Raw genomic sequence first — 24,675 nt, 5'->3', positions numbered from 1 at the left:
CGCGCTGCGTCGCGCGATGGCGAGTTTGGGCAGCGCGGAAGGGAGTTCTCACCAGGCACACCGACAGCACCCGCAGTTCCGCACCGCTTCGTCGACGTGTGGTGGGATGATCCGATCTGGCCGAGGCAGGGCGAAGCCTGGACGGCCGCGCCTACCTGCGGGCGCTGAAAGTCGGGGAGGCGCGCCTCCGCCGCCGGCCGCGCTGCTGGGGATCCAAGTCGATCGCTTCGTCAGAGAGCTCGGCGGCCTCGTGAAGCGCCGAGACGGTCGGGTTCGAGGCCATGGGCTTCGGCGACCCTGCGCCGCCAAGAATGCACCGACCGAGAACAGACCGTGGGTGGCTCTGGTGGTCCATAGTGCCCACGTGAACCGCGCGTTCCGCCTTTGCTCGCGGACTGACCAGCGATCGTTCCAGGACAGAGCCTTGTTGCCCAAAGGCTTGAATGGTCGGAGTGGCGGGATTCGAACCCACGACCCCTAGTCCCCCAGAACTCGGTCCGATCTAAATAAAGCTTATATTTCCAGTGCTTTATCTTACTTCCGCGCCCGCCGTGGGTGGGAAACGTGGTTGTTCTTTGCGATCTGGGCCTCTTCCATCGCCTCGACGCCGGTCCGGATATCCTCGACCAGAACGTGGGCGTAGCGCATCGTCGTCTCGATGCGGGAGTGCCCGAGCTGCTTCTGGGTGAGCTTGAGGTTCCCGGTCGCTCGGACCAGCCGCGTGCCCATGGTGTGCCGGGTGTCGTGCCGGCGGAACCCCTCCGCGATCCCGGCCTCGCGGACGTGCCGCCGCCAGTGCGACTTGAACCCGTTGTCGGTGATCGGGTGGCGCTTCGGTTCGAGCGGCTCGCCGTCCGGCCCCTTGCCGGGACGCGCCTCGGCATAGGTGAAGACGTGCGTCGGGTGGTGGCCAACGGCCTCGTCGATGATCGCGAGCTGCCGCGGGGTGAGCGGCATCGTATAGAACCGGGCTTGCCCGTCCTTGCCCTTGTTCTTGATGCGGACGAGCATGCTCAGCCGGTCGACCTGAGCCCAGGTCAGCAGCGCGCCTTGTGCCCGGCACCCGGTGGCGATCATGAACCGGAAGAGCCGGCCGTAATCGGGGCCGAGCGCCTCGATGATCCGCTTCTCCTCGTCGACGCTGGCCTCGCGGACGCGCTCCTCCGGCTCGCGCAGGCGGAAATCGCCCCACTTCGGTGACATCACCGGGTAGCCCCAGACGTCCCGGGCGCGCAGGAACAGCTTGCGGAGCGGGTCGACCGCGTACCGGTTCACCGTCGCGTTCTGGACCGTGTCGCTGGGGATCTCTCGCAGCCGGCGCGAGTCCTTGTCCCGCACGACCCGGATCCCGCGCCGCCGCGCGACCATCTGGGCGATCTTCTGGCCGGTGATCTCGGTGAGCAGGGTGTCCTCGCCGAAGTGGTCCATGATCCACTCCAGGGACCGCCACGTCGTCGCCGGGACAGCATGGTGCTTGCCGACCTCTTCCCAGTAGAGCGCGACCAGCACCGCCATCGTCGGCGGCTCCTTCCCGCCCCACTCCTGCCGCTGCTTCTTGACCGCCGCCCTGTTCGCCTTGGCGTCGGCCTTCAGCTGCTTTTCGGTGAGCTGCGCGGCACGCCGCTCAGTCTGGCCCGTAGAGAGGCGATATCGGTCACCTTCGATCCAAAACTCGCACCAGTAGGCCGACGCGTCGGGACGCTTATAGAGGGACATTCCGAACGCCTCTCGTCGTGGAGGTAATCGAGCAGGTCGCTGAGCAGGAACCGGCGGAGCTTCCGCTTCTCCCCGGTCCCCCGCAACACGTATTTGATCCGCCCCCGGTCGACCTCGCGGCGGAGCGTCTTCTGGTCCATCTCCAGGGCGGACGCGGTCTCCTGGAGGGTGAGCGTCGTGCGCCCATCGAACGCCGCTGCGAGGCGGCTCGGCACCGGCAGACGTTCGGTCATTCCCCTCCTCCCAGGTACGGCAGCAGCGGCGTAAGTTCGCGCTTCTCATGGGCGAGGCGCATGTCTTCTCGGACAGCCTCGCCGAAGGTGACGCTCGCGCCGGGCGGGACTGTGTTGGCGAGGAACTCGTCCTCGAACACCACGATGCCGACCTCGACGGCCTCCAGCTTCGCCTTGATGACCAGGGCGAGCGCCCGCCAGCGCGAGCGGCAGGCCTGCTCCCACGCGGCCTCGGCAGCCGACGCGGACCGGTCGCGGCCCGTCTCGGTCTTCGTGAACTCGCCGGCCTTCGGATCCGGCATCGCGAGCCGGAACAGGATCCGCCGGCCGCGCATGGTGAAGTGGATCGCGGCCTGCGTGTCGCTCTCCATGTGCGCGAACTCGCTGGCGCCGTAGCGCCGGACGGTGGTCCGGATCTCGGAGATGCTGCGGTCCATCGGGACGGATGTGTCGGCGGCGTAGCGGCGGCTCATGGTCGGATCCCTCGCTGCGGGCCGGCAGCGGCCCATTCGCGCTCGCGCGTCGCAGCCTCGACCTCTCGGGTCAGGTCTTGGCCGAAGTGCCGGCACTGCTCGACCGAGCCCGCGTACATGCACTGCCGATGGCGGGAGCAGGATCCGGGCTTGATGCAGCCGGACGGCCACGCGGAGCCGGCGGGCTTCGGTGAAGCCTGCGCAGCCCGCCGCGCCTCCGCCTCGTCCGCCATCCGCTGGTCGTAGAGCTCGGCCCCGCTGTCCGGCGTCACGCCGAGCGGACGTCGGATCGCGTCGTGGAAGGCGATCAGCAGACGGTCCCGCGCGGACTCGGCGGCGAGGATCCGCTGCATGACGGCCTCGCCGTGGGCCTCGGTGTCCTTCTCGCTGGGCTCATCCTCGCACCCGCCCGAGCAGCAGACGGGGCACACCACGTCCTCGTCGCTCGGCAGACACTGCTCGGACGAACCGATCCAGCCGCAATGCCCGCACTCGGTGAGATAGTAGCCGCCCCGGACCGGAATCGGCGGCGGGGTTGGGTTGCGGAAGTTGGCTGCCTCCTCGGCGAGCCGGGCGCCCTCGGCGCGCATGCACTCTTCGCAGGTGAGCATGAAGGGCTCGCCGCCGTTGTCGAACGGCTTGCCGCAGTCGTCGCAGATCGCGCTCACGCTGCCCTCCCGCTCGTGTCCTCGGTCGGCCGGATAGCGTCGGGTCGCTCCCAGATGCTGAGCCGCCGCTCGTAGCCGAGCATCAGCGGGTGCAGCGGGTGGCCGTCCTGCGCTGTGCCGAGGCACCACAGCGGGATCAGGTTCGCCTCCGCGATGCCCGCGACCTCCATCCATCGATTGCGGAGCCAGCGCGGGAGCTTCGCGCACGGTCCCCAGGCCACGATCACCTTCTCGGCGCCGCGCATGATGGCCCGCAGGTGGTCGCCGCCGGACGGGCCGATCGGGTCGGCAGTGGTCCGCAGCGCCCGGATGTCGGTGGCGCGGAAAGCGAACAGGTTGCCGACGACGATGTGGCCGAACCCCAATCGCTCGGAGAAGCCGACCACCTTCCGGATCGTCGCGTCGTCGGTGTCGGCGTCGGCCGTCGACGGGTTGACCATGATCCAGGCCACGGACGGTCCGGCCAGGAAGCCGCCGATGCTGCGCTCGAGCCGGTAGCGGTACAGGCCGCAGGGCGAGATGACGGCGCTCATTCCGCGGCCTCGGCGATCGGCGCGAGCTGGTCGATGTTGCGCGCGTGGACGGTGAAGCTCACCGCACAAATCCACGGGTTCTCACCCCAGAGACCGTCGCCCTTCAGGTTCCAGCGCGGGTCGTGCAGCTCGTTGATGAAGCTGCCGAACGCGCTCCGCGGGTCGGAGAAGCAAATGTCCTCCTCGGAGAGCGTCTTGCCGTCGGCAGCCCACCGGCTCGGCCTGCCGACGGGTGACCAATCCATGCACCAGCCATCGCCACCGCGGTATGCGCGCGGCCTCAGGGTGGCGCCCTCCGCGGCCGCATCCCCCTCGCTGATGTCCTGCAGGCGCTCGACCCGGACGTCCGTCACCAGGAGCGTGAGGCGCGAGGCCCAGCGCGGCATGAACAGCGACGGCCGCCAGATGCCCTCGGCGCCGCTCAGCAGATCCGGCAGCCACGTGTGCCACTTCGCGCCCGGGCAGCGCTCATAGTTGAACGACGGCCCGGCGCCCTCGTCCTCGCCATCCCAGGCTTCGATGTCGTGGCAGTCGCCGGTCGCGCGGTAGGCGATCTGCGGGCCGAGGCTGCCGGATCCAGTCTGCCACGTCTCCTTCACCCACAGCCGGTCGCCGACCGCGTAGGGCAAGCGGACGCTCGTGCCCGGCCCGAACAGCGGATGCTCGAAGCAACACCAGCCGTCGAAGATGGACGCGCGCGGCGAGCCCTGAACGATACCAGCTTGGATGCTGGCGTCGCGGTGCTTCAGAACCCGCCGCGTCTGCGTCTTGCCGGTGCCGGTCTGGCGCGCCTCGCGGAGCAGGGCCTGCACCATCGGCGCGCTGAACAGGATGGGACGGTCAGCCACGGGGTGCCTCCAAAGAGAAGAGATCAGCGGTCCAGCCGCAGCGCGCGACCCGGGCCCGCACGGTGGCGTCGCGGAAGCCCGTGCACCCGGGCTGACCGTCGGCGCCGTACTGCCACTCCTCCGGGTAGCCCGGCTCGTTGATGCCGTGCGCCATGGAGGCGACGAAGATCATGCAGCCCTGGCCAGCGAAGCCGTGGCGACGCGAGCAGCCGGAGCACCAGACCGCCGCGAAGTACTCGCCCTCGGAGCCGTTGCTCGGCCGGTAGGGCTGGCCCGCGTGCTTCTTCAGCCGCTCGGCCGCGGCTTCGGGGTAGATGCGCCGGTCAGCCACGGGCGGCCTCCGTCGTGACGTCGTAGAGGTCGTCCTGCGCCGCGGCGGAGAGGGCCGCCCGCGCGTCGGCGGCTGCATCGGTCAACTCGATGGTCGCATCGTCGTGCCAGTGGCCCGGCAGCGAGAGGATCAGCTTGTCGGCCGCGTCCGTGATCTCGGTCAGCGCCTTCTGCAGGGCCTCCCGATCCGCCTTCGGCTCGGCGACGGCTGCGCTCCCCGTCGCGAGGGCGTCGAGCACGTCCTTCCGCCCCTGCTCGCGGGCCGCGGCCATGAGCGTCAGCAGCCCCTCCTCATTCGAGCAGTAGGCTGGGAGAGCGAGATACGGCAGCTGCTCCTCGCTGATCTCCTCGAAGCCGTGCTGCTCGGCCGCCTCCATCCAGAAGTGCCGTTCCTCGCTTCCAGGCGCGGGAACGACGACGCTCACGGGCGGCGCCACGCCATGCCCAGCGCTGATCTCGGCCTCGGACGCCGGCAGGAAGTCGATCAGCCACTGGCGGAGCGCGAGGACCTCCGAGGCCGCGAGGCGCGCCACGTAGAGGTCGCGACCCTCTTCGTTGATGAGATCCAACTCCTCGTCCTTGAAGACGAGCTCCAGCGATCCGTCGCGGAGGTGCAGGGTCGCGGACATGCCCTCCACCCCGGCGCAGGCGTGGGTGTAGTACGGCCGCCGCTTGTCTCCGTAGGCAGCGGGAGCGAGGTCGCGGTTGCACATGTCGGCCGCGATGTTCCGGGCAAGCGAGTCCAGGACGGGAGCGTCGGCCCCAAGCCCGGCGAGCCCGAGCCAGTCGCGGACGAGGGTGAAGACGGGCGAGTAGGCGGTGCTCGTCGGGGGCACGAAGGGTGTCTCGGCCATGCTGCTACTCCGCGGCGGTGAGGGACGGGGACGGTGCGAGAAGGGCTGGAGCCTTGGGCGCCCAGCGCTCGCGGTCGGCGGCGATCTCGCCGTAGTTCCGGGGATGCTGGACCTTGAAGTCGGGGGTCTTCGGCCCGCGGACCCAGCCAACGGGTGTGCGCTCAAGCCAGCCGCCCGGGCTGAGCCAGTTCGTCGGCGCGAGCTGGAGGTGCTTGAAATCGGCGCGGGTCACCGGCCGCTCGTCGAGCAGCACCGACAGCCGGATCGCCTTCACCTTCCAGGCCGTGAGCGCGACCGGCGCCGAGGCACCCGCGACCACGTCCGGGATGTAGTCCGGCAGCTTGATCCGGGTGAGCGGCGCCCACTCGAACCAGTTCCGGGCATCGGATCCCCAGAAGCTCTCGTGCGGCAGGCTCGGTCCGAACGCCGGCCCATAGCGCCGCTCCTCGCCGGGCGGATCGGCGTACATCCGGATGACCGTGACGCCGAGCGCCTCGCAGATCTCCGGGAGGCTGTTCTGGACCTTGTCGGCCGGCACCAGCACCGCCCGGTAATCCGGGCCGACGAGGCCGGCCGTCCACTCCTGCCGCTTCGGCAGTGCCTGCGAAACCACGAGCGGGTTCAGCGCCAGCTTGGCCTCGATCCCGATCTGCGCGCCGTCGGTCTGCCGGACCAGCAGGATGTCGAAGCCGCCGGTCTCGGGGTACGCGACCCACTGCGCATGGTCGGTCCGCTTCGGCGCGGCAGTAGCGGCGGCGATGAAGGCGGCGCAGAGGTCCGCCTCGGAGAAGGGGTTGGCGCGCGGCGTCACAGGTCCGCTCCGATGAGAAGGGGTTGCACCGACCCATCCGAGAAGACGGCATCGAGCGGCACGTCCGCGGTCGGCTCGTCGCCGGTCCACCGCTGCGGCCAGGTGCCGGCGGCGATCAGCTCGCGGATGCGCGCCTCCTCCTCGGCGTTAAGCAGGTCGACGTGCGGCCGGCCGAGCCGGTCAGCCTCGGCGTTGCAGGCCGCCTGGATGGCGAGGATCCGATCGAGCGCGTCGAGGCGCGCCGGCAGGGTGATCGGCCCCATGCGCTGCTGGTTCGGCACCAGCGTCCCGTCTTTGCGGGTCTCGCCGCCGGGCTGGCGCAGCCGGTTCCGGGCGAGCCGCAGTTCCCGGTAGATTGGGCGCAGGCCGAGCAGCGGCGCGAGGTACGACCAGGCCGGCAGGGCGACGACCGCCTCGAGGGCCTTGTCCCGGGCGGCGAGCGGGCAGCCGACGCAGCCGGTGCGCGCGTTCGCCTCCTCGGCCTCGTCGCCACCGTAGGCGTCGGCCAGCATCGCCGTCGCCCAGCCACCATAGGCGCGCATCGGCGCGTAGACCCGGAGCCAGTCCCAGACGTTGCAGACCCGCCAGTGCAGGATCGGCGCGAGGGTCGCGAGGCGTCCGCGGACGCCCTTCATGTCGGGGAGGACCTGCTGATACCAGCCCTGGCCGCACTCGGCGCCGTCCTTCGAGCAGCTCATCTCGATCCGCCGGTCGCGGATAGCGCTCTCCCCCTGGCGGACGCCGGTGATCGTCAGCACCGTGTCGGTCTCGGGCAGGCCGGCGAGGTCGGCCTCGATCGCGGCCGCCATTGGGTCGATCTTGATTTGCCGGGTGCACCAGCGGAGCGTGTTGTTGTTCGGCGGCGGGACGCCCCGGCCGAGGATGTAGACGAGGAAGCGGCGGTCGAGCGGCGCAGTGACGACTCGCAGCCGGATCCACGGGAAGCGGGCGAGCCGCGCCATGACGTCGGCCGCGGCGATCGCGAGGGGCGTCAGCTCCTGGCGGGTGTCGGCATAGTAGACGGTCAGCGTCTTCGGCGGCGCGAGCCGGCCGGCCTCGATCAGGTGGACAATCAGGGTCAGCGTCGCGGTCGAGTCCTTCCCACCCGACCAGGCCATGGCCCAGTGCTCGTGCTGCGGGCCGTAGGCCTGGAGCGAGGCGAGGGTCATCTCGACAGCGTCGTCGTAGACCAGGCGCTCGGCCGTCAGCGCGAAGAGGTCGTGCTGCTTCGAGCCGCGGAGGATCGGTGCGGGCGCGTTCATGCCGCCCTCGCATCGTTCGCCGCGACGAGGGTGCCGAGCGCCGCGCGGCCGGCGGTGACTGGCGCGACCTCGTCGTCGACAGCCGGCCGGGCGTCGCCCTGGTGGCGGTCCCGCCGCAGCGCGCCAATGGTGCAGAGTGCGATCAGCATAAGCGACGGCAGGAGAGCGATCGCCAGGCCGAGGCCGATCATCAGGGGGGCGTTCATGCCGCCACCCCTTCGCCGCTCGCCGGGGCGCGCCGCTTCGTGCCGCGGTGCCGCTGAGCCCAGATCCGCACGTCGTCGTAGGTCGTGGCGTGGAGGACGCGCCAAGCCTGCCGGAGTTGGTCGAGGTTGAGGTGCGCGAGAAGCCCCTCCTGGTCGGCCATATCCAGATGGTCGGCGAGGAAGGCGCGGACGCGGGATGCGGCAAGGACCTGCTCGTTCGGCGGCGCCTGCCGGACGAGCGGCACCACCACCTGGAGGCGCAGCAGCGCGCGGGCGTTGACCGTCGCCTGTCCGGCCGGGAGCCCGACGCAGCCGCCGTCCTTGGTCTGGTGCGCCCACGATGCGGGGCAGACCGGGCAGGCCCAGACCCACACGTCGGAAATCTCGGGGTCGCGCGCGTCAACATCGCGGCCGTCGACGAGGGCGCATTCGGTGCCGCAGTCGGCGCAGAAGATGGTCGCCATGATCAGGCGGCCTGCTCGTCTGCTGGCGCGAAGCCGGGGAAGCCGTCGTCCTCCGACGGGGGGCCGCCGTCGTCGCGCGTGTCGACCTCGTCCATGGTTCGGTCGAGCTCGCCCATGATCTCGGCGAGGGCGCCGACCTGCTGCTGAGTGAGCCGTCCGCTCCAAAGCTCAAAGGTGTCCCGGCCCGCCCTCGCCTTCTCGCGCGCCACGTCGAACAGCGTCGGCTTCGAGGACTTCTGATCCGGGGCGCGCGTCGTCTGCTGGCTACCCTTGGGCAGCTCAACGTTCCCACCGGCCGCCCACTGCGCGAGGCTCCGGCCGGTCTCCTCGTCGAGAGCGCGGCGCTCGGCGAACAGCGCGCGGAATTGCTCGGGCAGCTTCAGCATGCGCCGCTCGCCGGGGAAATCAGTCTTCCACTCGGGCACGCCGTTCGCGCCCGGCAGGAGCAGGGCGTTTACGGTCATTTCGAACAGGAACTCCTCGCCGGCGATCGGCATGAAGCCCAACTCGGTTGGCGCGCCACCACCCTTGATCTTGAGCTTTTCCTTGGCGCGAAAGCAGAAGATGAAGTTGGCGTTCAGCCCAAGCACACCGTTGATGAACTGGCGCCGCTGCTTGGCCGGTAAGATCCAGGCAGAATAGGTTGCACGCTTGCGCGCCGCCTCGTTCTCGCCCGCGATCCGGTCGAGTTCGGCCTCCTGGGTCATCAGGTAGCCGCCGACGCCCTCGTGCTCGTGGCTCATCGAATCCACGACGATGGTGCGGGCGCCCTTCTTCACGCAGAACTCTAGCGCGGCGAGGTAGTCCAGCGAGCCGAACGGCGCGCCGAACTCGACGTGCCGGAACTTGAACCGATCGGCGTAATGCAGGGCGCGCCGCGACTCGGTGTCGACGACGAAGATCTCACCGCCCGTGACCTGCTGGACGCCCTGCGCGAGGCGAAGCGCCGAATAGGTCTTGCCGGATCCGGACGGCCCGAACAGGCCGACCAGGAGCGGGACCTGCTGCCGGACAGCCGGCTTGTCCTCGAAGGTGCGAACGGGGGCCTTCATGCGGCTTCTCCGGCTGGGGCGTAGGGGGAGAGTGCCGTCACGATCTGCGCGCCGTAGCGGCGGAACAGCGGGTCGCTCAGCTCGCGCATCTCCCAGCGCTCGGCCGCCCAGCGTGCCGGCTCGACGGGGGCGATGACGTCGGCGTAGCCCGGCCAGTCGTCGGACCGCAGGCACTCCCGGAAGGCCACGGCCGCCGCCACAGCCCGGCGCTCGCCGAGGTACTGCTGCTCGCCGCATAGCGGCACGATGCGGGCCTCGTGCGGCTCGTCGGTCTCGACGAAGTGGAAGCGGAAGCGGACGCGCCCGGCCAACTCGGGCATCAGGTGAACCAAGCCGCGCCGGTACCACGCCTCCTGGATGTCGAGGCCGTCGGCGATGCGGGTGGCGAGCATCCGATCGGACAGGCCGGCCGAAGTGGTCTTGAGGTCGTCGACCGTGGCCGTTTCCGGGTCGAACCAATCGAGCATCGCCCGGCCCCAGACGCCGATCCGGTCCCGCCAGATCAGCACCAGCTCGCCCTCGCCCTCGTGAAAGGCGCGCTCGGCGCCGGGCGTGTGCCGGCACTTCTCGCGGATGGCCGAGACCATTCGCTCTGACCGAGCAAGGTCCCCGGCCAGCACCGGCGTTTCGCCGCGCTCGATCGCGTCGTCGCGCTCCTCCTGGGCGGCCTTGGTCGCGTAATTCTCGACGGGCTTGCCGGCCTTGTTCAGCGCCTCAATGACGTGGATGCCGCGCCCCTTACCGGTCAGCAGCTCGTGAGCGACCGAACCGATGTCGAGCCTACGGTCCTTCTGATCGTCCCGGTCGCCACCGAGCCGAGGGTGCGCCGCGTAGGCGTGCCGCTCGGTCTGGTCGATCAGGATCCGGGCGATCGACGAGGAGAGCGACGGCTCCGGGCACGGATCGGCATGGTAGACGGCCGCCGGCATCCGGTAGATGCCCGGCTCGCGCACGAAGCCGGCGAGGTGGGGCGTGATCTTCATCGCCCTACTCCGCGGCCTGCTGACGGGTCTGAGCGGCGAAGTGCGCGCTCTCGACCCTCACCGCGGCCAGGTGGCCCGCGTCGAGCTGGTCCTCGATCGCCGGGAACCCGCAGAGCCGGTTCAGCGCCAGTGCGGTGATCTCGGCCGCGTCCCGGCGCGCGGCGGCGCCCGGGATGTCGGGGCAGATGATCTCGACGATGTGGTCGGCCCGGTCGACGACCGCGCCCGGGTTGGCGTGGCTGGCCCGGTACGGCCCGGGCTTGCCCAGCAGCGCCATGCGGCGCGCGAAGTCGTTGGCGGTCTGCATGGTCGGCTCCGTCAGGGTGAGGAAGGCGCGGGCCATCACGGCCTCGGCCTCGGAGAAGGGCGGGAAGGTCACAGGCGGCCCTCCCGCTCGCGGGCGCGGCGGGCACGGATCGCGTGCCCCTCGCGGATGTCGGTGACGTCGGCGGGCCGGTCCCGCGTCGGCGCGAGCGCGGCGGACCAGAACCGGAGCCCGGCAAGCCAGGCGTCGAGCCAGAGGGCGAGCGGGTTCATCGCGCCATCGCCAGCTTCGCGGTGAGGCGGCCGGCCGCGATCTCCACCTTCTGGTGAGCCTCGCCGAGACGCTCGGAGAGGCGCCGCAGCTTGTCGAGGTCGTAGGCCTGACCGGCGCCGCGCCCGGTCGCGCGCTCGATCGACCAAGCCATGGCCGATAGGGATTCGATCAGCCCGTCGAGACCGAAGAGCGAGGCGCCGAGTTCGCCGTCGGCGTGGTTGCGCTCGTAGGCCCCGACTGGCTCGGGCCCCGACGTCGCGTCGGTCAGTCGGGCCGCCAGGAGGCGCTCCGGCAGGGTGTGGAGCGGGTGCGCGTTCATGCGGCCTCCAGCAGCCAGTCGGCCTCGAAGTCCGCGAGGGCCGCCAGCTCGTCGGCGGCCTCTAGCGCGAGGGAATCGGCGTGGTTCTGGGCGGCGAAACAGGCCTCGGCCCAGCAGTCGAAGTCGTCGCCGAGGGGCCCGTAGGGGCCGCGCAGGGCGTAGCCGGCGGAGGAGCCGGCGGAGGAGCCGGTGATCCGGTAGCCGTCGGGGAGGTCGAGGCGCGCCATGGTCAGGCCGCCTCGGACGCGTCGTCGAAGAAGCTCGCGACCGGGACACCGATCCGGTGAGCGGCGGCCTGGAGCATGCCGGCCAACAGGCGATTGCTCGCCCGCTCGTACTTCTGGATCTGCTGGAAGGTGATCCCGAGGGCGTGGCCGAGCTGCGTCTGGCTGATGCCGGCAGCGAGGCGAGCAGCCTTCACGCGCTCGGCGATGCGACGGTCGGCGTCGCTGACGATGCGGCCGCCCATCAGCGGGCGCCTCGGACGGCTGCCACGTGCTGGGCGATGAACGCCGGCACGAACGGGGCGAGGCCGATGCTCAGCGAGCCGAGCAGGCAGTGCGCGACCACGACCGTGGCCGAGGCGTGCTGGAGGTTGTCGAGGTAGGCGGTGAGCACTTGGGGGCTCCGTCGCTAGAGGCGATGGAGCAAATTAGCCAAATGGCAAAAGAGGCGTCAAGCGTTTTTTGCCATTTGGCGAAAATGGCGCGCTGGTTCTAGTCGACGGGCTCCTGGCGCAGGCTCACCAGCGTCGCGATGTTGTTCTCACACTCTGAGCAGCCGAAGTTCTGGCGCTGAAGCCATGCGCTCTCCAGCAGCTCGTCGACGGTGCAGGGAGCGTCTTCCAGGTCGGGGGACTCGATCGTCCGCTTGGTCATGTGGTGGCAGTTGTGGCAGCGCAGGCGCATCGTGAACCGCGCCCGGATCGTCGAGACCTCAGCGAACATCCGCAGGCTCCTCCTTCTCGGATGTTCGCACTTTGTTCCTGACCGGGAACGGAGTCGAGGGCAGCCTCAACCTGCGGTTCGGGCTGTGGATAGCGGGGGAAAAGGCTGCCTGGCTAAGACCTATCGGCCCGACGGCGCAGGCCAGGACGGACGCGCATGGAGACGTCGCGCACGAGGCCAATCACCTCCATTGAATTCCATTCCACCGCCGACGGGTTGTTAGGCACTCGGATCGGCTTGTGCTTCTTGTTCGTGGAGCGCGGACAGAACCAAACCTCGTCGTCGTGCAGTTCGACTTCCTTCACCGACCATTCGCGGAGGTGTCCGCCCTCTCGGGTTCGCTGCAGGACGACGATCATGCCGTCGAGGAGCGGCTGACCGGTCTGCTCGAAGTCGACGCAGATAGCCCGGGCACCGTCGGGAATCGGTGGATCGGCAGCGTTCATGCTGTCGCCCTCGACGGTGAGCGCGAACCGCCGCGCCTTCGGGAAGTCCTCGTCCTCAGGCTCGAACACGTATTCCGGCTCCGCGTCGTCGAACTCGACGACCTCGCGGAATATGCCGGCGGCGGTCCGGCCCGCCACCGGGATCGGGAGCAACTTCTCATAGATGGGTGCGGTCGGCGCCGGCTCGGCTTCGATCAGGTCCGAAACCGAGCACTCGAGCACCCGCGCCAGGTTCTCAAGGTCGATCTTCCGCGGTTCGCGCTCGCCGGTCTCGAACCGTTGCACCTGTGACGTCGATAGGCCCACCGCGGCGGCGAGCTTCTCGAGCGACAGCTTGCGCGCTTTCCGGCGCGCTTTCAGTTCCGGCATAGCCATTCGGCGAAGCTGCGTTGGCTCTAGCGCGCCCTCCAGAGCCAATCGGCAAATCCCCCGTTGACATTTTTCGCCATTTGGCAAAATCATGGGGCATGGACCTCGCCGCCTACCTCTCGGAGCGCAACATCAAGCCCGCGACCTTCGCGGGCGAGATCGGTGTGCCGCCCTCCACCATCACGCGCATCCTTCGAGGTGAGCGCGATCCGCGAGGCGCTACCATCCGGAAGATCGTCGCCGGGACCGGCGGCAAGGTCACCGCGTCCGATCTGATTGCCCGCCCGGCCGAGCCCGAGGCCGCGTGATGGGCGCTCACGACTTCATCCGCGAGAAGCAGGTTGAGCGCCTCGTCTTCGAAGCCACCGATGCCGGCTTCCGCAAGGTCTCCCGCATCACCGAGGTGACCGATCGCGAGACGCAGATCATCGCGTCCTACGACCTGGCCGCGCAGCGCATCGTGGTGACCGAGCGTGAGCTGACGTCCTTCCGTACCGGCGCGACGCCTGTGGAGTACGACTGGCTTCGGCTCTCTCTGACCCTCGACGAGGCGCGGGCCCTGAACGCGCGCCTCTCCCGGCTTCTGGCCGATGCTCAGTCGGAGGGAGCTTGATGCTCGCGGCTCGGGATCTCCGGCAGGAAGAGCAGTTCCAGCGCTTTGCGGGCGTCCGGCAATGTCGGATTGCCTTCCAGGGCAACGGCAAGATTGACGTTCGCATTGTAGTGAATGCGCTCGTACTGGCTTCGGTCCGGTATGCGCAGAAATGCGTCGATGATCGCATGCACAGCGAACCGCTGCGCGATCACTTCGGCTTCCAAGTCTTCGATTTTCTTCCGCAAATCGCGGTCGCTCATGGTCGCCTCCATCGACGTGGGCTTCGGCGAGGAGGGTCGGGTGCCAGCCCGGCCCTCCACCCTCACAGCTTCGGCGCATCGCTAAGCTCCGGCAAGCGCGCCCCCGTCAACGGAAAGGCTGCGTGATGGGCGTGGATCACAACCGACCCCTCGCCGCCTTCGCCGGGGCTGTAGCCCTGGCCGCCCTCGGCACAGGTCTGACCGTTCGCAGCCGTGCGCAGCGCGCTCGGGAGAGCGAAGCGCGGTTCGGCACGGCGCTGAGCGAGGCGCGCCGCTTCCTCGCCTCCACAAGTCGTGTCGATCTCAAGCTCGACACCGAGCCCTTGGCCCCTGCGAAGCCGACCGAGCGTCCGCTCGTGCGCGGGATGAGCGTCACGTTCGGCCTCGACGGGTTCGCTGGTTTGGCGCTGCGCGAGGAATCGGGTCGCGAGCATCTCTTCAGCATCCGCGAGAAGAGCCTGCTCGAGTTCATCCGGATGATCGACCCGCGCCGGGAGACAACCTCTGACCCGGCGGGCGCCCCGCACTTGCGCGACATGGGCGCGACCCTCGTCGACAAGGCACGGGCCCGTTTCCTCGAGGCACAGGCCGACAAGCTGGAACGCGAAACGGCTGCGGAGTTCGTCCACGCGCTCGGCAGCGACCGTCCGTTCCAGGCTGACCGGTGGTCGGTGATCTCGGACATCGTTCCGAGCGCCATCATCGCCTGCGCCCGCGATCTGCAGGGCCGCGAGATCCGGATCGAGACGAGCCCCGACCGCGCCCGCTGGCTGGCCGAGCACCTGCTCGCCGCGGCTCGGCAGGTCGAGATGACCTCGGACGTGGATCGCGCGACGGCCGACGCCGTCCGGCGTCACAGCGAGGGCGCGTAGATGCTCGCCGCCCTCTCCCAGCTCACCACCGGCTCCCAGCGTGCGCTTCCGCGTTCGCCCGTGGGCGCTGCCATCCCGGCCGGTGTTGAGGGCCCGCGAGGGCGTTTCTCCCGAGACCGACTGGCCGGAGCCTGCGCGCTCCGGCCCCTTTCGGGAATCCTCGTCGCGGCCGTGATGCTGACCGCCTGCGAGGCCGACCAGATTTCGGCCCGGGCTGTCCTGGAGGAGCAGGGCTTTCACGCGATCGCCTTCGCGATGGCGCCGCCAGTCGGCCGGCCCTGCGCGTGGGGTGAGCCGTTCGCGCTGCGCTTCCGGGCCGTTCGCGAAGACGGCGCCGTCGTGGCGGGCACGCTCTGTGCGGCCGACGAATCCGCCCAGGACGCCAGGCTGTTCGCCGATCCGTCGGAGGGCCAGAGCTGATGGCCGGTCGCATCGATACGGCCGAGTGCCGCGCGCTCCGCGCCGCGGACTGGACGCTGGACCAGCTTCGCTTTCGCTACGGCGTCAGCCGGCCGCGGGTGAGCTTCGTCTGCAAGGGCGTCGTCTGTCCGGTCGACCACCACCGCCGCGTGGCGGACGCGCTCGGCCAGCGCATGACGAAGGTCGGCAAGACCAACCGTGCTCGGGTCCGCGCACTCTTCGCTGCAGGCCACGCTCCGAAGACGATCGCCGTACTGACCGGCTTCAACCTGACGACGGTCTACAGCCACCTGCCGCCGCTCATGTCGCCGCTCGCTCGCAAACTGCGGGAGGCCGCCTGAAATGGTCGCGCAGATCGTCTTCACCGGCCTCGCCGTCTTCTGCGCGCTCGACGCGGCGCTCGTGGCCGCGCTCGCTGGCCGTCTCTGCGCGCAGGATCGCGTCGAGCGCCGCCGCGGGTTCGGCATCGCGGGTGTGATGCTCTGCGCGAGCCTGATCTGTGCCATCGCCGGAGGTGTCGCGTGAGCGCGCTCCGGCTCTCCCATCGCGGCGGCGTCGAGCGCATCGCGCTCCCCGCACGCGAGCGCGCCGGCCGGGCCCTGACCTGGTGCCCGTGCCGGCGCGTCATCGTCCCTCGCGATCGCCTGTGCTTGCCGGCCGTCGATCGCGTCCCTGCGTGTGCGTACCTCACCCCCATCATGGGGAGCTGCTGAGATGTCGGCCGCCTCCTTCATGCCCGGCCAATCCCCGTCGACTTCCTCGATGTTCACAGCATCGAGGAAAGAGATGGGAAAGTCTGGACAGGTCGTGGGAAGGGTTTCACCTTCCGATGACCGAACATTCGCAGAACGTGTGTCGACGTTCCTGCGCAGGATGCATCCGGTCAAGACGGCCCAGTGCGTCGAGGCCGAGGCCGGCATCCCGGCCACCACCGTCCGCAAGTGGCTGGAGCAGGGCTGCGCGCCGAGCGGCAAGCACACCGCCGCGCTGGCCCGCCGGTACCGCGGCTTCCTCTGGGCCGTCTTCCCCGACGCCGAGAACGAGTGGGTCGCGGAGATCGCCCGGCAGGACGAGCTGGAGCGCCTGGAGCGGCAGGCCGCCACCATCCGGCAGCAGATGTCCGACGTTCTGAGGGGGCGCCTGTGATCTGGCTCGCTCGTCTCGCTCGCCTCGCCGATCTCGCGCTGCGCGGCCTCTCGCTCCCGTTCCTGGCCATCGGCTGGATCGCCACCCCGATCCTGTGGAGCGCCCGCGCCTGCCAGGACAAGGCCCGGGAATGGGACCCCGAGCTCTGGGCCCGCGGCCAGCACACCGACCTTCACCCGCCCCCCGGAGCCTGAGGAGAGCCCCTTGACCATTACCGTCTACGTCGATGTCCCGAGCGACCTCGAACGCGCCGCCGAAATTACCACCGTCGAACGGAAGGTCGGTGGCGAGGTCCGGTGCGTCTGGACCGACGCCGTGAAGGCCGGCCAGAACCGCTACTTCTACGCGCACGACGGCGCGTCGATCGTGGTCGCGGAAACGACCGGCGGTGTCAGCGATGGCCATCCCCGGCTGGTCGCCGTCTTCGCCTTCTCACTGGGCCAGCCGGTCGGACTGGTCGGCACGGACGAGCGCGGCACCATCATCGCCCGGGCCGAGTACGCCGAGAGCTCGCGCAACTACCTCGTCCGGTATCGCGCCGCCGACGGTCGTCTGACCGAAGGCTGGTGGAGCGAGGCGGCGATCGCTGCGGTCAACGCCCCGGCCGGCCCCGCCGAGCAGCCTGCGGAAGCGGCCTGACGATGGTCGACGGCAGCGACCAGGCCGCGGCCTTCCAGACCGCCCTCGACCGCGGGCTTCCCGCACTGCTCGGGGGTGCCTGCAAAGGCGTCGAGGACGGCATCCAGAACGCCTCGCCGGCGACGTTCGCCCTGCGCTGCTCGCTGCTGGCCTACCTGCGCGTCGCGCTCTGGACCGCCGAGCTGGTGCTGGAGGCCGAGCAGAAGGGCGGATCAACGCCGGCGAGCGTCAGCCCCGGCCAGTCCCTCACCCCGGTGCTCGGGCGGGATCTCGCGCTCGTCGAACCGCTCGTGCCGCGCCGCTCCGGCGGCCTCGACCCGCGCCTTCCGGCCGGCCGCTACCACCCCTGATCCGAGCCCGAGGAGGCCGCGATGCACAACCCCCTGTCCGCCCTGATGGAGATCCTCCGCCGCGTGCTGCCGGCCAGCGCCGACGCCGAACTCGTCGAGGTCGAGACGCACCTTCGCGCGGGCATCGAGAGCGTGGTGCGCGCCGAGGTCACCGAGCAAGTCGAGCAGCTGCGGACCGACGTGCTCGCCGCCGTGCGGACCACGCTCAGCCCGATCGTCGGTGCTGCCGCCCTGGCGCCCGAGACCGCGGCCGGCGAGCCGGCGACGCCGCCCGCAGCCTGATCCCGAAACGAGAACCGCCCGGCCTGCTGTGGGAGCGGGTGCCGGGCGGTCAATCGAAGTCGCGTTGGAGGCCGATATGGAAGCCACAGACCTGTTTTCGACGCAAGAGCCCGAGGCCGTTTTAGTGGTCGATGGCGCTTCGTCTTTGGCTATTCCTGCGCCGCGCCGGGTGATCCTTGGCGTTGATCCTGGCGCGTCTGGCGCGATCGCCTTCTTTCGCCCGGACCGGCCGGCCGAGATCGAGGTCTACGACGTCCCGCTCGTCGACAAGATGATCGATGCCGCGCAGGTCGCGCACCTGATCCGCTCGGCCGGCGCGACCGAGGCGATGATCGAGCGCGTCGGCGCGATGCCGAAGCAGGGCGTCTCGTCCACCTTCAAGTTCGGCATGGCCTACGGGGCCGTTCTCGGGATCGTCGCCGCGATGGAAGTGCCGATCCGGCAGGCCACGCCCGGCCGCTGGAAGGCTCACTTCCGGCTTAGCGCCGACAAGGAACAGGCCCGCGGCCTCGCCGTCCGCCAGTGGCCGGGCTCCCGCGACTTCTCGCTGAAGAAGCACCACGGCCGCGCCGAGGCCGCCCTGCTCGCCCTGTATGCCGTCGAGGTGGTGCGGTGAGCGGCGCCCGGGTTACGCGGCTGGACCGCGACCGCTTCGAGGTGTGGTCCCGCGTGCCCGGGATCTCCCTCGCCGTCCTTGAGGACAGCTACCGCTTCGAGCGGGCGGCTACGCCCGCCGACCGCCGCCAGCCCAGCCCGCGCCCGGTGCCCGGGCCGCTGGTGAAGGAGGCGATCGCCGCCGGCGTGCCGCTGCGCCGGCCCGGGGATCTGTTCGGGGGTGCGCTATGAGCGTGCGCGGGGCCCCCTCTGTCATGGCGTCCAGGCGCGAGCCGCCGGATAGCCTCGACTTCTTCCCCACGCCGCCCTGGGCGACGCGCGCTCTTCTCGTCGAGGTGCTGCCGCGGGTGACGGCTGGCCTGCACATCCTGACCGCTTGGGACCCGGCCTGCGGTGAGGGCCACATGGTCGAGGTCCTTGGCGAGCAGATTACCTTCGCGAAGGGGACGGACGTCTTCGATTACGGGCGCGGCTACCCTGTCGCCGACTTCCTGGACGCTGGCACGAGGCTGAGCCCCGGCGCCGATCTGATCTGCACCAACCCGCCGTTCAACGCGGCGGTGAAGTTCGCGCTCAAGGCGCTCGACGAGGCGCCGGTGGTGGCACTCCTCCTGCGCACCGTGTGGGTGGAAGGCGAAGGCCGGTACGAGGCGCTGTTCCGCGACCGGCCGCCGACGGTGTTCGCGCCCTTCGTCGAGCGTGTGCCGATGGTGAAGGGCCGTTGGGATCCCGATGCACGCTCGGCCACGTCCTACGCGTGGTTCGTGTGGGTCAACGGCGAGCCCGCGAGGGCGCCGCTGTGGATCCCGCCGGGCCAGCGCCGAATGCGCACGCGGCCGGACGATGCGCGCCGCTTCGGCGGTGCCGTCGACACTCCCCTGTTCGACCTCGTGGCGGCGGAGTAGCGCGATGGCCTCCGCATCCTGGATCATCGAGCAGCAGCGCGCCGAAGCGGAGATGATCGACCGCTTCAACGACCTCGACGCGGTGATCACCCGCGTCGAGGACGAGGAACGGCGCCACCGCGTCACGGCCGAGACGTTCGCCGGTCAGCCGAACTGCAACGGCGCCGTCGCCCTCCAGCGCGCCAACGACCTCAAGCAGGTTCTGGCGATCGTGAAGCACCATCAGGCGAACATCGACCGCGTCCATCTGCTGGAGCAGCCGAGCCGCCTCGTGCGCAAGACGGGGAGCGGCCGATGACAAGAGCCATCACAGCGCCCGTACTCAAACGCGATTTGAGCGCCGCCTATGTGCGGAGCCGCCTCGAATACGATCCCGAAAGCGGCGTGTTCACTTGGCGTCTTCGTCGTGTCCGTCGGCAGTACGATGCTAGTTGGAATACACGCTTTGCTGAAAAGGTTGCGGGCTCTCTCGACAAAGACGGGTACGTCACGATCAGTCTGCGCGGGAAGCACTATAGGGCGCATCAGCTTGCCTGGCTGTACGTCACTGGTGTTTGGCCCCCTCACGAGCTTGATCATCGCGACCGTGACAAGTCCAACAATCGGTTCCTGAACCTTCGTCCAGCAACCAAATCTCAGAACGCCGTCAATACGGCCGCACCGAGGAGTAACCGATCCGGGCGGAAGGGCGTCATCTGGCAGGCTCACGCTCGCAAATGGCGCGCCCGGATCAAGATCAACGGGCGCACCATCCATCTCGGCTACTTTGCTCAGATCGAAGAGGCCGCTCACGCTTACAGGGAGGCAGCGAACCGCCATTTCGGCGCGTTCGCTGCGGTCGCGTGATGTGGAGCCCTCAGCAAGACGCGGCCCTCTGCGCCATCGCGGCGTGGCACCGCGATTCGGACGATCAAGTGTTCTACCTCGCCGGGTACGCCGGCACCGGCAAGACGACGATCGCCAAGGAGGCGGCGGCGGGCTGCGATGGCGATGCCATCTTCGCGGCGTTCACCGGCAAGGCCGCGCTGGTCCTGCAGGGCAAGGGCTGCCGCGGCGCCCGGACGATCCACTCGCTGATCTACTCGGCCTACGAGCACGAGGAGATCGACGAGGCGACGGGCGAGGTCCTGCGCGTCGAGTGGCGCTACGGGCTGAACCCGCTCTCGGAGGCCTCCACCGCCGACCTGATCGTGGTCGACGAGTGCTCCATGGTTGGCGACCGGCTGGGCGAGGACCTGCTGTCATTCGGCACGAAGGTGCTGGTGCTAGGCGACCCGGCGCAGCTCCCACCGGTGCGCGGCGAGGGCTTCTTCACCCGGGTCGCGCCGGACTTCATGCTGACGGAGATCCACCGGCAGGCGGCGGACAACCCTATCATCCGCATGTCGATGGATGTCCGCGAGGGGCGTCGGCTCCAGCGCGGCGGCTACGGCGACAGCCGTGTGATCGACGTCCGCGATCTTGGCCAGCGGGCGGTGACCGGCGCTGATCAGGTGCTCGTCGGCCGCAACATGAGCCGGCGCACGGTGAACCAGAAGGTCCGCAAGATTCAGGGTCGGGACCCGCGCCATCCCGAGCCGGGTGACCGCCTCGTCTGCCTGAAGAACAACAAGGACAAGGCGCTTCTGAACGGCGGCCTGTGGTCGGTGCGCGAGATACAGCGCGGCGAGGGCGACTTCTACTCGCTCCACGTGGATTCGCTCGACGTGCCGAAGCTTGAAGCGCGCGTGGTGGTGCACCGACTGTTTTTCGACGGGATGCCCGAGGACATTCCGTGGGAGATCCGGAAGAAGTCGGACGAGTTCACGTACGGCTACGCGCTCACCGTCCACAAGGCGCAGGGCTCGCAGTGGGACGACGTCCTGCTGATCGACGAGAGCGCGACCTTCCGGCAGGACCGGGCCCGGCACCTCTACACCGGCCTGACCCGGGCCGCGCAGCGCATCACGGTGGCGCTATGAGCGTCGCCGAGGACTTCGCTCGCTGCGCACGGCTCCGCATGGTCGAGCTGGAGTGGTTCCGCGCCGCCGGCGTGTCGGGCGCCCAGCTCATCGGCTACCGCGTCGACCCGGGCGCTATGGGCTATGCCCAGTTCCGCCTGCTCTACCCGACCCGGGAGCCGGTCGACCTCGGTTTCGAGGTGCGGCGCGCCCGCGTCCAGTTCCTGGCTCGGGGTCGCTTCATCCCCGCGTGGGACCGGCGCGCGGCGACCGACGAGACCGTGCCGGCCCTGGTGATCCCGGCGCTGGAGGACGGCGAGCTCGTCGACCTCGTCGCGTGGCACCCGAAGACCAGGCGCCTCGCCTCGCTGGACCGTCGCGCCGGCTGGCTCGCTGGCCCCGTGCCGGAGCCGGATGCGCCGCTCGTGGTGTTCGCCGATCCCCTTCCCTGGTTGGCCGCGTGCCGGGCCGGCGTGGTGGTGGTGCACGAGAGCCTCGCGCGGCCCTTCCTGCTGGCCCAGCCCGCGATTCAAGCGGCCGACGTCGACCACGGCGAGGCCCTTCGCGCGATGCTCGCGAAGGTCCGCCTCCCGGAGATCTTTTTCCCGGCGCCCGAGGAAGGTGCCACGAGGTTCGCGGCATGACGGCGACGGCCAAGCTCATCAAGCTCGCCGACGAGAGCAAGAAGAAGCGGCGCCGGAAGGGCGGCTCCGGCGACTACACGGACGTCGACCTCGAGGCCGGCGGCTACAGCCACGAGTTGATGAACAGCGAGTTCGCGTTCCTGCTCGTCGGCTCGAAGGCTGTCGTCATCCGCGAGAACCCGAACGCGCCGATCGAGCAGCGGGTGCGATTCCTGACGCTCGACGCCTTCCGGCAGTGGTCGCTCAACCGGCACACCGAGGTCTTCGACCCGGCGGCGAAGGAGGTGAAGACGGTCAGCTGGGCCAAGCGCTGGCTCGGCAGCATCGACCGTCGGCAGTTCGACGGCGTCGAGTTCCACCCCGATTCCAACCCCGACCCGGACCAGGGCGGCGGGACGCCCGGCTATTACAACCTCTGGCGCGGCTGGGGCTGCGAGCCGCGGCGCGGTGGCTCCTACGCCGTGTTCCGCGACCACCTGCTGACGAACGTGTGCAGCGGCGACCAGGACCTCTTCCGCTGGGTGTTCGGCTTCTTCGCCCACATGCTCCAGCGTCCCCGTGAACGCCTCGGCGTCGCGCTGGTACTGCGCGGCAAGCAGGGCGCCGGCAAGACGAAGCCCTGCGAGGTGTTCGGATCGTTGATCCCGTCCCACTACTTCCTGGTCGATTCCGCCCGCTACCTAACCGGCACCTTCAACGCCCACATGGCGTCGTGCCTGCTGCTCCAGGCCGACGAGGCGGTGTGGGCCGGCGACAAGCAGGCCGAGGGGCGGCTGAAGGGGCTCGTCACCTCGACCGAGCAGATGGTGGAATCGAAGGGCATCGACCCGATCCGCCTGCGCAACTTCGTCCGGGTCGTCATGACCTCGAACGAGGACTGGGTCGTGCCGGCCGGCAAGGAGGAGCGGCGGTTCTGCGTGCTCGATGTGGGCGACGGCGTCATGCAGAACAGCGAGTACTTCGCCGAGATGCAGCGCGAGCTCGACAACGGCGGCCGCGAGGCCCTGCTGCACGATCTGCTGGCGTTCGACCTCACCAAGGTCGACCTGCGCCACATCCCCAAGACTGGCGCGCTGCTCGAGCAGAAGATCCACTCGCTCGATGCGATCGACGCGTGGTGGCTGGACCGGCTGATGGCCGGGACGCCGACGCGCAAGGCCGACGAGTGGCCGAACCACATCTGGACCAATCTCGTCCGCGACGACTACCTCGAAGCATCTGAGCGACGCGGCGTGCGGCGGAAAAGTACCGAGACCGAACTCGGCGCCCGGCTCAAGAAGATCGTCCCGCTCTTGCAGCGCCAGAAGCGGCCATGGACCACGCCCGAAGGTGAGCGCCGAGTGTGGTGCTACATCCTGCCGTCGCTGAAAGACTGTCGCAGATCTTTCGAGAAGGCCATCGGCCAAGTCATCGAGTGGCAGGACGAGGAAGACGTGCCTGGGCCGGACGATGGCTGATCCGCCCCACCTGCCCCACCTCTGTTTCGAGGTGGGGCGCCTGTAACCCACTGAAATCAAAGGCTCTGCCCCACCTGCCCCACCTGCCCCACCTCGCGCGCGCGTATGGAAAATCGGAGCTGCAGTTCGGGGCCAGCCAGCGCCCCGCCTACTCCTGAAATTACTCCAACCTTCAAAAAAGGTGGGGCAGGTGGGGCAGGTGGGGCAACACCAGGAAGATCAGACACTTACGCCGCCCCACCTCCATAACCGAGGTGGGGCAGGTGGGGCAGAAGCCCCGAAGGCCAGACAGGAGACCCCCGATGCCCGAGACCAACACCACCGACCTCGTCAGCCTCGCAGCCGGAATCACGGCCTCCTACGCCGCCGGCAACCACTTCCCGGCCTCCGCGCTGCCGGACGTGCTCACGGCCGTCCACGGGGCGCTCTGCGGCTTGGTGCAGGGATCGGCGGTCGAGGCGGCCCCTGCGCCTGCGGCCGACACGCCCTCCCCGGCCGAGATCCGGAAGTCGATCCGTCCGGACGGCCTCGTCAGCTTCCTCGACGGGCGGTCGTACAAGACCTTGAAGCGGCACCTCACCGCCTACGGGCTCACGCCGGACGGCTACCGGCAGCGGTTCGGCCTGCCGGCGGACTACCCGCTGGTCTGCCCGTCCTACTCGGCCCAGCGATCCTCGCTGGCCAAGGCGATGATGCTCGGCGTGCCGGGCAGCCGGGCGAAGCTGCAGGCGGCGGAGTGAGGGCTGTGGCGGCGATCCTGATCATCTACCTCGCCAGCAGTTCGGCCTCGACCGGGATGACGATGGCGACGGCCGAGTACGGCAACGCGGCCGCCTGCGAGGAGGCCGGCAAACAGGCCGAGAAGCGGCTGTCTGGCTGGGTGACGACGGTCCGCTGGTCCTGCTCGCCCAAGGGCGATGTTGGCCCTGCCGCGCCGCAGGCCCGCTGATGCCGACCTACACGCTCATCACCGTGACCCATGGCGGCAAGGTCCGCCATTCGCGCGGCTTCGAGAGCCTTCGCATGTGCCAAGAGGCGCGGTCGATCGCGCTCACCGGCATGACGATCGCCCAGGCGGAGGAGGCCGACCGGGTCGTGCGCGAGCGGGAGGCCGAGTGGGCGCGCCAGCGCCAGGGCATGATGGAGGCTGAGTGGCGGGAGCGGCACCCGCCCCGGTCGCCGACCGAGGTCGAGGCCGCAGGCCTGCGCGTCATGCGGCTCGTCTGGACACATGGCGAGACGAGCGCGCGTCCCGAGTACCTCAACGACTGGTACGGCTACCAAGTGTCGGTCCGCGTGGACCGGTCGGTTTTCGGCGACGACGGCCTGATCCGCGACGAGTTCAGGATCACCGGCGGGCGGTCGTGGGGCGCGCATCACCTCACGGCGTCGCCCAGTCCGGACCCTGGCAGCATCCGCGTCGCCCACTGCGTGATCGAGCTGCCGGACGAGCCGGCCGTTCCCCTGTCGAAGCTGATGGACGCTGCGGAGTAGGCTC

General features: G+C 69.6%; 45 protein-coding genes. 22 read left to right on the top strand and 23 right to left on the bottom strand.

Annotated features, from left to right (window positions below; all coding sequences use genetic code 11):
• Positions 1-534 precede the first annotated feature (534 nt).
• The 22 genes from ACLBX8_RS08375 to ACLBX8_RS08270 form a co-directional block, all read right to left on the bottom strand.
• Positions 535-1,515, bottom strand: coding sequence for a tyrosine-type recombinase/integrase (locus ACLBX8_RS08375; protein WP_447714952.1), 981 nt, complete (start codon positions 1,513-1,515; stop codon positions 535-537).
• A gap of 74 nt (positions 1,516-1,589) precedes the next feature.
• The gene (locus tag ACLBX8_RS08370) at positions 1,590-1,949 is read right to left on the bottom strand and encodes a helix-turn-helix domain-containing protein (protein ID WP_447714951.1); all 360 of its coding nucleotides are present in this window, start codon (positions 1,947-1,949) and stop codon (positions 1,590-1,592) included.
• A complete protein-coding gene (locus ACLBX8_RS08365) occupies positions 1,946-2,422 on the bottom strand; it encodes a hypothetical protein (protein WP_447714950.1) in 477 nt (158 codons plus the stop codon). Before ACLBX8_RS08365 ends, ACLBX8_RS08370 begins: the two co-directional genes overlap by 4 nt.
• Entirely contained in the window at positions 2,419-3,090 is a 672-nt protein-coding gene (locus ACLBX8_RS08360) for a hypothetical protein (RefSeq protein WP_447714949.1), read from the bottom strand. The genes ACLBX8_RS08365 and ACLBX8_RS08360 overlap by 4 nt, the downstream gene beginning before the upstream one ends.
• Positions 3,087-3,623 (bottom strand): DUF1643 domain-containing protein, encoded by a 537-nt coding sequence (locus ACLBX8_RS08355; protein WP_447714948.1) that lies wholly within the window; start codon positions 3,621-3,623, stop codon positions 3,087-3,089. The genes ACLBX8_RS08360 and ACLBX8_RS08355 overlap by 4 nt, the downstream gene beginning before the upstream one ends.
• A complete protein-coding gene (locus tag ACLBX8_RS08350) occupies positions 3,620-4,471 on the bottom strand; it encodes a hypothetical protein (RefSeq protein WP_447714947.1) in 852 nt (283 codons plus the stop codon). The genes ACLBX8_RS08355 and ACLBX8_RS08350 overlap by 4 nt, the downstream gene beginning before the upstream one ends.
• Positions 4,464-4,802, bottom strand: coding sequence for a hypothetical protein (locus tag ACLBX8_RS08345; RefSeq protein ID WP_447714946.1), 339 nt, complete (start codon positions 4,800-4,802; stop codon positions 4,464-4,466). Before ACLBX8_RS08345 ends, ACLBX8_RS08350 begins: the two co-directional genes overlap by 8 nt.
• Complete coding sequence (locus ACLBX8_RS08340) at positions 4,795-5,655, bottom strand: hypothetical protein (RefSeq protein ID WP_447714945.1); 861 nt, start codon at positions 5,653-5,655, stop codon at positions 4,795-4,797. Before ACLBX8_RS08340 ends, ACLBX8_RS08345 begins: the two co-directional genes overlap by 8 nt.
• Positions 5,656-5,659: 4 nt before the next feature.
• Positions 5,660-6,466: a hypothetical protein gene (locus tag ACLBX8_RS08335; protein WP_447714944.1), complete on the bottom strand. Its 807-nt coding sequence runs from the start codon at positions 6,464-6,466 to the stop codon at positions 5,660-5,662.
• A complete protein-coding gene (locus ACLBX8_RS08330) occupies positions 6,463-7,728 on the bottom strand; it encodes a phosphoadenosine phosphosulfate reductase domain-containing protein (RefSeq protein WP_447714943.1) in 1,266 nt (421 codons plus the stop codon). Before ACLBX8_RS08330 ends, ACLBX8_RS08335 begins: the two co-directional genes overlap by 4 nt.
• Positions 7,725-7,934, bottom strand: a complete 210-nt coding sequence (locus tag ACLBX8_RS08325) for a hypothetical protein (protein WP_447714942.1) — start codon at positions 7,932-7,934, stop codon at positions 7,725-7,727. Before ACLBX8_RS08325 ends, ACLBX8_RS08330 begins: the two co-directional genes overlap by 4 nt.
• Entirely contained in the window at positions 7,931-8,398 is a 468-nt protein-coding gene (locus ACLBX8_RS08320; protein WP_447714941.1) for a hypothetical protein, read from the bottom strand. The genes ACLBX8_RS08325 and ACLBX8_RS08320 overlap by 4 nt, the downstream gene beginning before the upstream one ends.
• Positions 8,399-8,400: 2 nt before the next feature.
• Positions 8,401-9,450 carry an AAA family ATPase gene (locus tag ACLBX8_RS08315; RefSeq protein ID WP_447714940.1) on the bottom strand — a complete coding sequence of 350 codons (1,050 nt, stop codon included), beginning with the start codon at positions 9,448-9,450 and terminating at the stop codon, positions 8,401-8,403.
• Positions 9,447-10,433: a PD-(D/E)XK nuclease-like domain-containing protein gene (locus tag ACLBX8_RS08310; RefSeq protein ID WP_447714939.1), complete on the bottom strand. Its 987-nt coding sequence runs from the start codon at positions 10,431-10,433 to the stop codon at positions 9,447-9,449. The genes ACLBX8_RS08315 and ACLBX8_RS08310 overlap by 4 nt, the downstream gene beginning before the upstream one ends.
• Positions 10,434-10,437: 4 nt before the next feature.
• Positions 10,438-10,812, bottom strand: a complete 375-nt coding sequence (locus ACLBX8_RS08305) for a hypothetical protein (protein ID WP_447682723.1) — start codon at positions 10,810-10,812, stop codon at positions 10,438-10,440.
• Entirely contained in the window at positions 10,809-10,970 is a 162-nt protein-coding gene (locus ACLBX8_RS08300) for a hypothetical protein (RefSeq protein WP_447714938.1), read from the bottom strand. Before ACLBX8_RS08300 ends, ACLBX8_RS08305 begins: the two co-directional genes overlap by 4 nt.
• A complete protein-coding gene (locus ACLBX8_RS08295; protein ID WP_447714937.1) occupies positions 10,967-11,290 on the bottom strand; it encodes a hypothetical protein in 324 nt (107 codons plus the stop codon). The genes ACLBX8_RS08300 and ACLBX8_RS08295 overlap by 4 nt, the downstream gene beginning before the upstream one ends.
• Positions 11,287-11,517 (bottom strand): hypothetical protein, encoded by a 231-nt coding sequence (locus ACLBX8_RS08290; RefSeq protein ID WP_447714936.1) that lies wholly within the window; start codon positions 11,515-11,517, stop codon positions 11,287-11,289. Before ACLBX8_RS08290 ends, ACLBX8_RS08295 begins: the two co-directional genes overlap by 4 nt.
• A 2-nt stretch (positions 11,518-11,519) precedes the next feature.
• The gene (locus ACLBX8_RS08285; protein WP_447714935.1) at positions 11,520-11,759 is read right to left on the bottom strand and encodes a helix-turn-helix domain-containing protein; all 240 of its coding nucleotides are present in this window, start codon (positions 11,757-11,759) and stop codon (positions 11,520-11,522) included.
• On the bottom strand, positions 11,759-11,908 hold the full coding sequence (locus ACLBX8_RS08280; RefSeq protein WP_447714934.1) for a hypothetical protein: 150 nt from the start codon (positions 11,906-11,908) through the stop codon (positions 11,759-11,761). The genes ACLBX8_RS08285 and ACLBX8_RS08280 overlap by 1 nt, the downstream gene beginning before the upstream one ends.
• 98 nt (positions 11,909-12,006) lie before the next feature.
• Positions 12,007-12,237, bottom strand: coding sequence for a hypothetical protein (locus ACLBX8_RS08275; RefSeq protein WP_345820165.1), 231 nt, complete (start codon positions 12,235-12,237; stop codon positions 12,007-12,009).
• Between the two features lie 113 nt (positions 12,238-12,350).
• Positions 12,351-13,052 (bottom strand): helix-turn-helix domain-containing protein, encoded by a 702-nt coding sequence (locus tag ACLBX8_RS08270; protein ID WP_447714933.1) that lies wholly within the window; start codon positions 13,050-13,052, stop codon positions 12,351-12,353.
• Positions 13,053-13,150: 98 nt separating this feature from the next.
• On the opposite strand from ACLBX8_RS08270, the gene ACLBX8_RS08265 reads away from it, so the two are divergent.
• Together ACLBX8_RS08265 and ACLBX8_RS08260 are read left to right on the top strand one after the other, a co-directional pair.
• Positions 13,151-13,360 carry a helix-turn-helix domain-containing protein gene (locus tag ACLBX8_RS08265; protein ID WP_447714932.1) on the top strand — a complete coding sequence of 70 codons (210 nt, stop codon included), beginning with the start codon at positions 13,151-13,153 and terminating at the stop codon, positions 13,358-13,360.
• Positions 13,360-13,665 carry a hypothetical protein gene (locus ACLBX8_RS08260; RefSeq protein WP_447714931.1) on the top strand — a complete coding sequence of 102 codons (306 nt, stop codon included), beginning with the start codon at positions 13,360-13,362 and terminating at the stop codon, positions 13,663-13,665. Before ACLBX8_RS08265 ends, ACLBX8_RS08260 begins: the two co-directional genes overlap by 1 nt.
• On the opposite strand, the gene ACLBX8_RS08255 is transcribed toward ACLBX8_RS08260, so the two are convergent.
• On the bottom strand, positions 13,647-13,907 hold the full coding sequence (locus ACLBX8_RS08255; protein ID WP_447714930.1) for a hypothetical protein: 261 nt from the start codon (positions 13,905-13,907) through the stop codon (positions 13,647-13,649). The genes ACLBX8_RS08260 and ACLBX8_RS08255 overlap by 19 nt on opposite strands.
• A gap of 125 nt (positions 13,908-14,032) precedes the next feature.
• Between ACLBX8_RS08255 and ACLBX8_RS08250 the strand changes: the two genes are divergently transcribed.
• The 20 genes from ACLBX8_RS08250 to ACLBX8_RS08155 all read left to right on the top strand — a co-directional run bounded on the left by ACLBX8_RS08250 (position 14,033) and on the right by ACLBX8_RS08155 (position 24,671).
• Complete coding sequence (locus tag ACLBX8_RS08250) at positions 14,033-14,779, top strand: hypothetical protein (protein WP_447714929.1); 747 nt, start codon at positions 14,033-14,035, stop codon at positions 14,777-14,779.
• A complete protein-coding gene (locus tag ACLBX8_RS08245) occupies positions 14,780-15,199 on the top strand; it encodes a hypothetical protein (protein ID WP_447714928.1) in 420 nt (139 codons plus the stop codon).
• A complete protein-coding gene (locus ACLBX8_RS08240; RefSeq protein WP_447714927.1) occupies positions 15,199-15,540 on the top strand; it encodes a hypothetical protein in 342 nt (113 codons plus the stop codon). Before ACLBX8_RS08245 ends, ACLBX8_RS08240 begins: the two co-directional genes overlap by 1 nt.
• A 1-nt stretch (position 15,541) precedes the next feature.
• Complete coding sequence (locus ACLBX8_RS08235) at positions 15,542-15,724, top strand: hypothetical protein (RefSeq protein WP_447714926.1); 183 nt, start codon at positions 15,542-15,544, stop codon at positions 15,722-15,724.
• A 348-nt stretch (positions 15,725-16,072) separates the two neighbouring features.
• On the top strand, positions 16,073-16,345 hold the full coding sequence (locus ACLBX8_RS08230; protein ID WP_447682712.1) for a hypothetical protein: 273 nt from the start codon (positions 16,073-16,075) through the stop codon (positions 16,343-16,345).
• Complete coding sequence (locus tag ACLBX8_RS08225) at positions 16,342-16,539, top strand: hypothetical protein (RefSeq protein WP_447682711.1); 198 nt, start codon at positions 16,342-16,344, stop codon at positions 16,537-16,539. Before ACLBX8_RS08230 ends, ACLBX8_RS08225 begins: the two co-directional genes overlap by 4 nt.
• Positions 16,540-16,549: 10 nt before the next feature.
• Positions 16,550-16,984: a hypothetical protein gene (locus ACLBX8_RS08220; RefSeq protein WP_447714925.1), complete on the top strand. Its 435-nt coding sequence runs from the start codon at positions 16,550-16,552 to the stop codon at positions 16,982-16,984.
• Between the two features lie 2 nt (positions 16,985-16,986).
• The gene (locus ACLBX8_RS08215) at positions 16,987-17,334 is read left to right on the top strand and encodes a hypothetical protein (protein ID WP_447714924.1); all 348 of its coding nucleotides are present in this window, start codon (positions 16,987-16,989) and stop codon (positions 17,332-17,334) included.
• 21 nt (positions 17,335-17,355) lie between these two features.
• Positions 17,356-17,616, top strand: a complete 261-nt coding sequence (locus tag ACLBX8_RS08210; protein WP_447714923.1) for a hypothetical protein — start codon at positions 17,356-17,358, stop codon at positions 17,614-17,616.
• A gap of 76 nt (positions 17,617-17,692) precedes the next feature.
• Positions 17,693-18,232: a hypothetical protein gene (locus ACLBX8_RS08205; protein WP_447714922.1), complete on the top strand. Its 540-nt coding sequence runs from the start codon at positions 17,693-17,695 to the stop codon at positions 18,230-18,232.
• 53 nt (positions 18,233-18,285) lie between these two features.
• Entirely contained in the window at positions 18,286-18,462 is a 177-nt protein-coding gene (locus ACLBX8_RS08200; RefSeq protein ID WP_447714921.1) for a hypothetical protein, read from the top strand.
• A gap of 23 nt (positions 18,463-18,485) precedes the next feature.
• The gene (locus ACLBX8_RS08195) at positions 18,486-19,136 is read left to right on the top strand and encodes a hypothetical protein (RefSeq protein WP_447714920.1); all 651 of its coding nucleotides are present in this window, start codon (positions 18,486-18,488) and stop codon (positions 19,134-19,136) included.
• Positions 19,137-19,140: 4 nt separating this feature from the next.
• The gene (locus ACLBX8_RS08190; RefSeq protein ID WP_447714919.1) at positions 19,141-19,434 is read left to right on the top strand and encodes a hypothetical protein; all 294 of its coding nucleotides are present in this window, start codon (positions 19,141-19,143) and stop codon (positions 19,432-19,434) included.
• Entirely contained in the window at positions 19,431-19,982 is a 552-nt protein-coding gene (locus ACLBX8_RS08185) for an HNH endonuclease signature motif containing protein (protein WP_447714918.1), read from the top strand. Before ACLBX8_RS08190 ends, ACLBX8_RS08185 begins: the two co-directional genes overlap by 4 nt.
• On the top strand, positions 19,982-21,097 hold the full coding sequence (locus ACLBX8_RS08180) for an ATP-dependent DNA helicase (protein ID WP_447714917.1): 1,116 nt from the start codon (positions 19,982-19,984) through the stop codon (positions 21,095-21,097). The genes ACLBX8_RS08185 and ACLBX8_RS08180 overlap by 1 nt, the downstream gene beginning before the upstream one ends.
• Positions 21,094-21,720: a hypothetical protein gene (locus ACLBX8_RS08175; protein ID WP_447714916.1), complete on the top strand. Its 627-nt coding sequence runs from the start codon at positions 21,094-21,096 to the stop codon at positions 21,718-21,720. The genes ACLBX8_RS08180 and ACLBX8_RS08175 overlap by 4 nt, the downstream gene beginning before the upstream one ends.
• Positions 21,717-23,177, top strand: a complete 1,461-nt coding sequence (locus ACLBX8_RS08170) for a primase-helicase family protein (protein WP_447714915.1) — start codon at positions 21,717-21,719, stop codon at positions 23,175-23,177. The genes ACLBX8_RS08175 and ACLBX8_RS08170 overlap by 4 nt, the downstream gene beginning before the upstream one ends.
• A 302-nt stretch (positions 23,178-23,479) precedes the next feature.
• On the top strand, positions 23,480-23,917 hold the full coding sequence (locus ACLBX8_RS08165; protein ID WP_447714914.1) for a MucR family transcriptional regulator: 438 nt from the start codon (positions 23,480-23,482) through the stop codon (positions 23,915-23,917).
• A 5-nt stretch (positions 23,918-23,922) separates the two neighbouring features.
• Positions 23,923-24,126: a hypothetical protein gene (locus ACLBX8_RS08160; protein WP_447682698.1), complete on the top strand. Its 204-nt coding sequence runs from the start codon at positions 23,923-23,925 to the stop codon at positions 24,124-24,126.
• A complete protein-coding gene (locus ACLBX8_RS08155) occupies positions 24,126-24,671 on the top strand; it encodes a hypothetical protein (protein WP_447714913.1) in 546 nt (181 codons plus the stop codon). Before ACLBX8_RS08160 ends, ACLBX8_RS08155 begins: the two co-directional genes overlap by 1 nt.
• Positions 24,672-24,675: the final 4 nt, after the last annotated feature.

The organism is Methylobacterium sp. D48H (assembly GCF_053345715.1).
The sequence above is the reverse complement of the archived record's forward strand: the minus strand, read 5'-3'. Positions and strand labels throughout refer to the sequence as shown.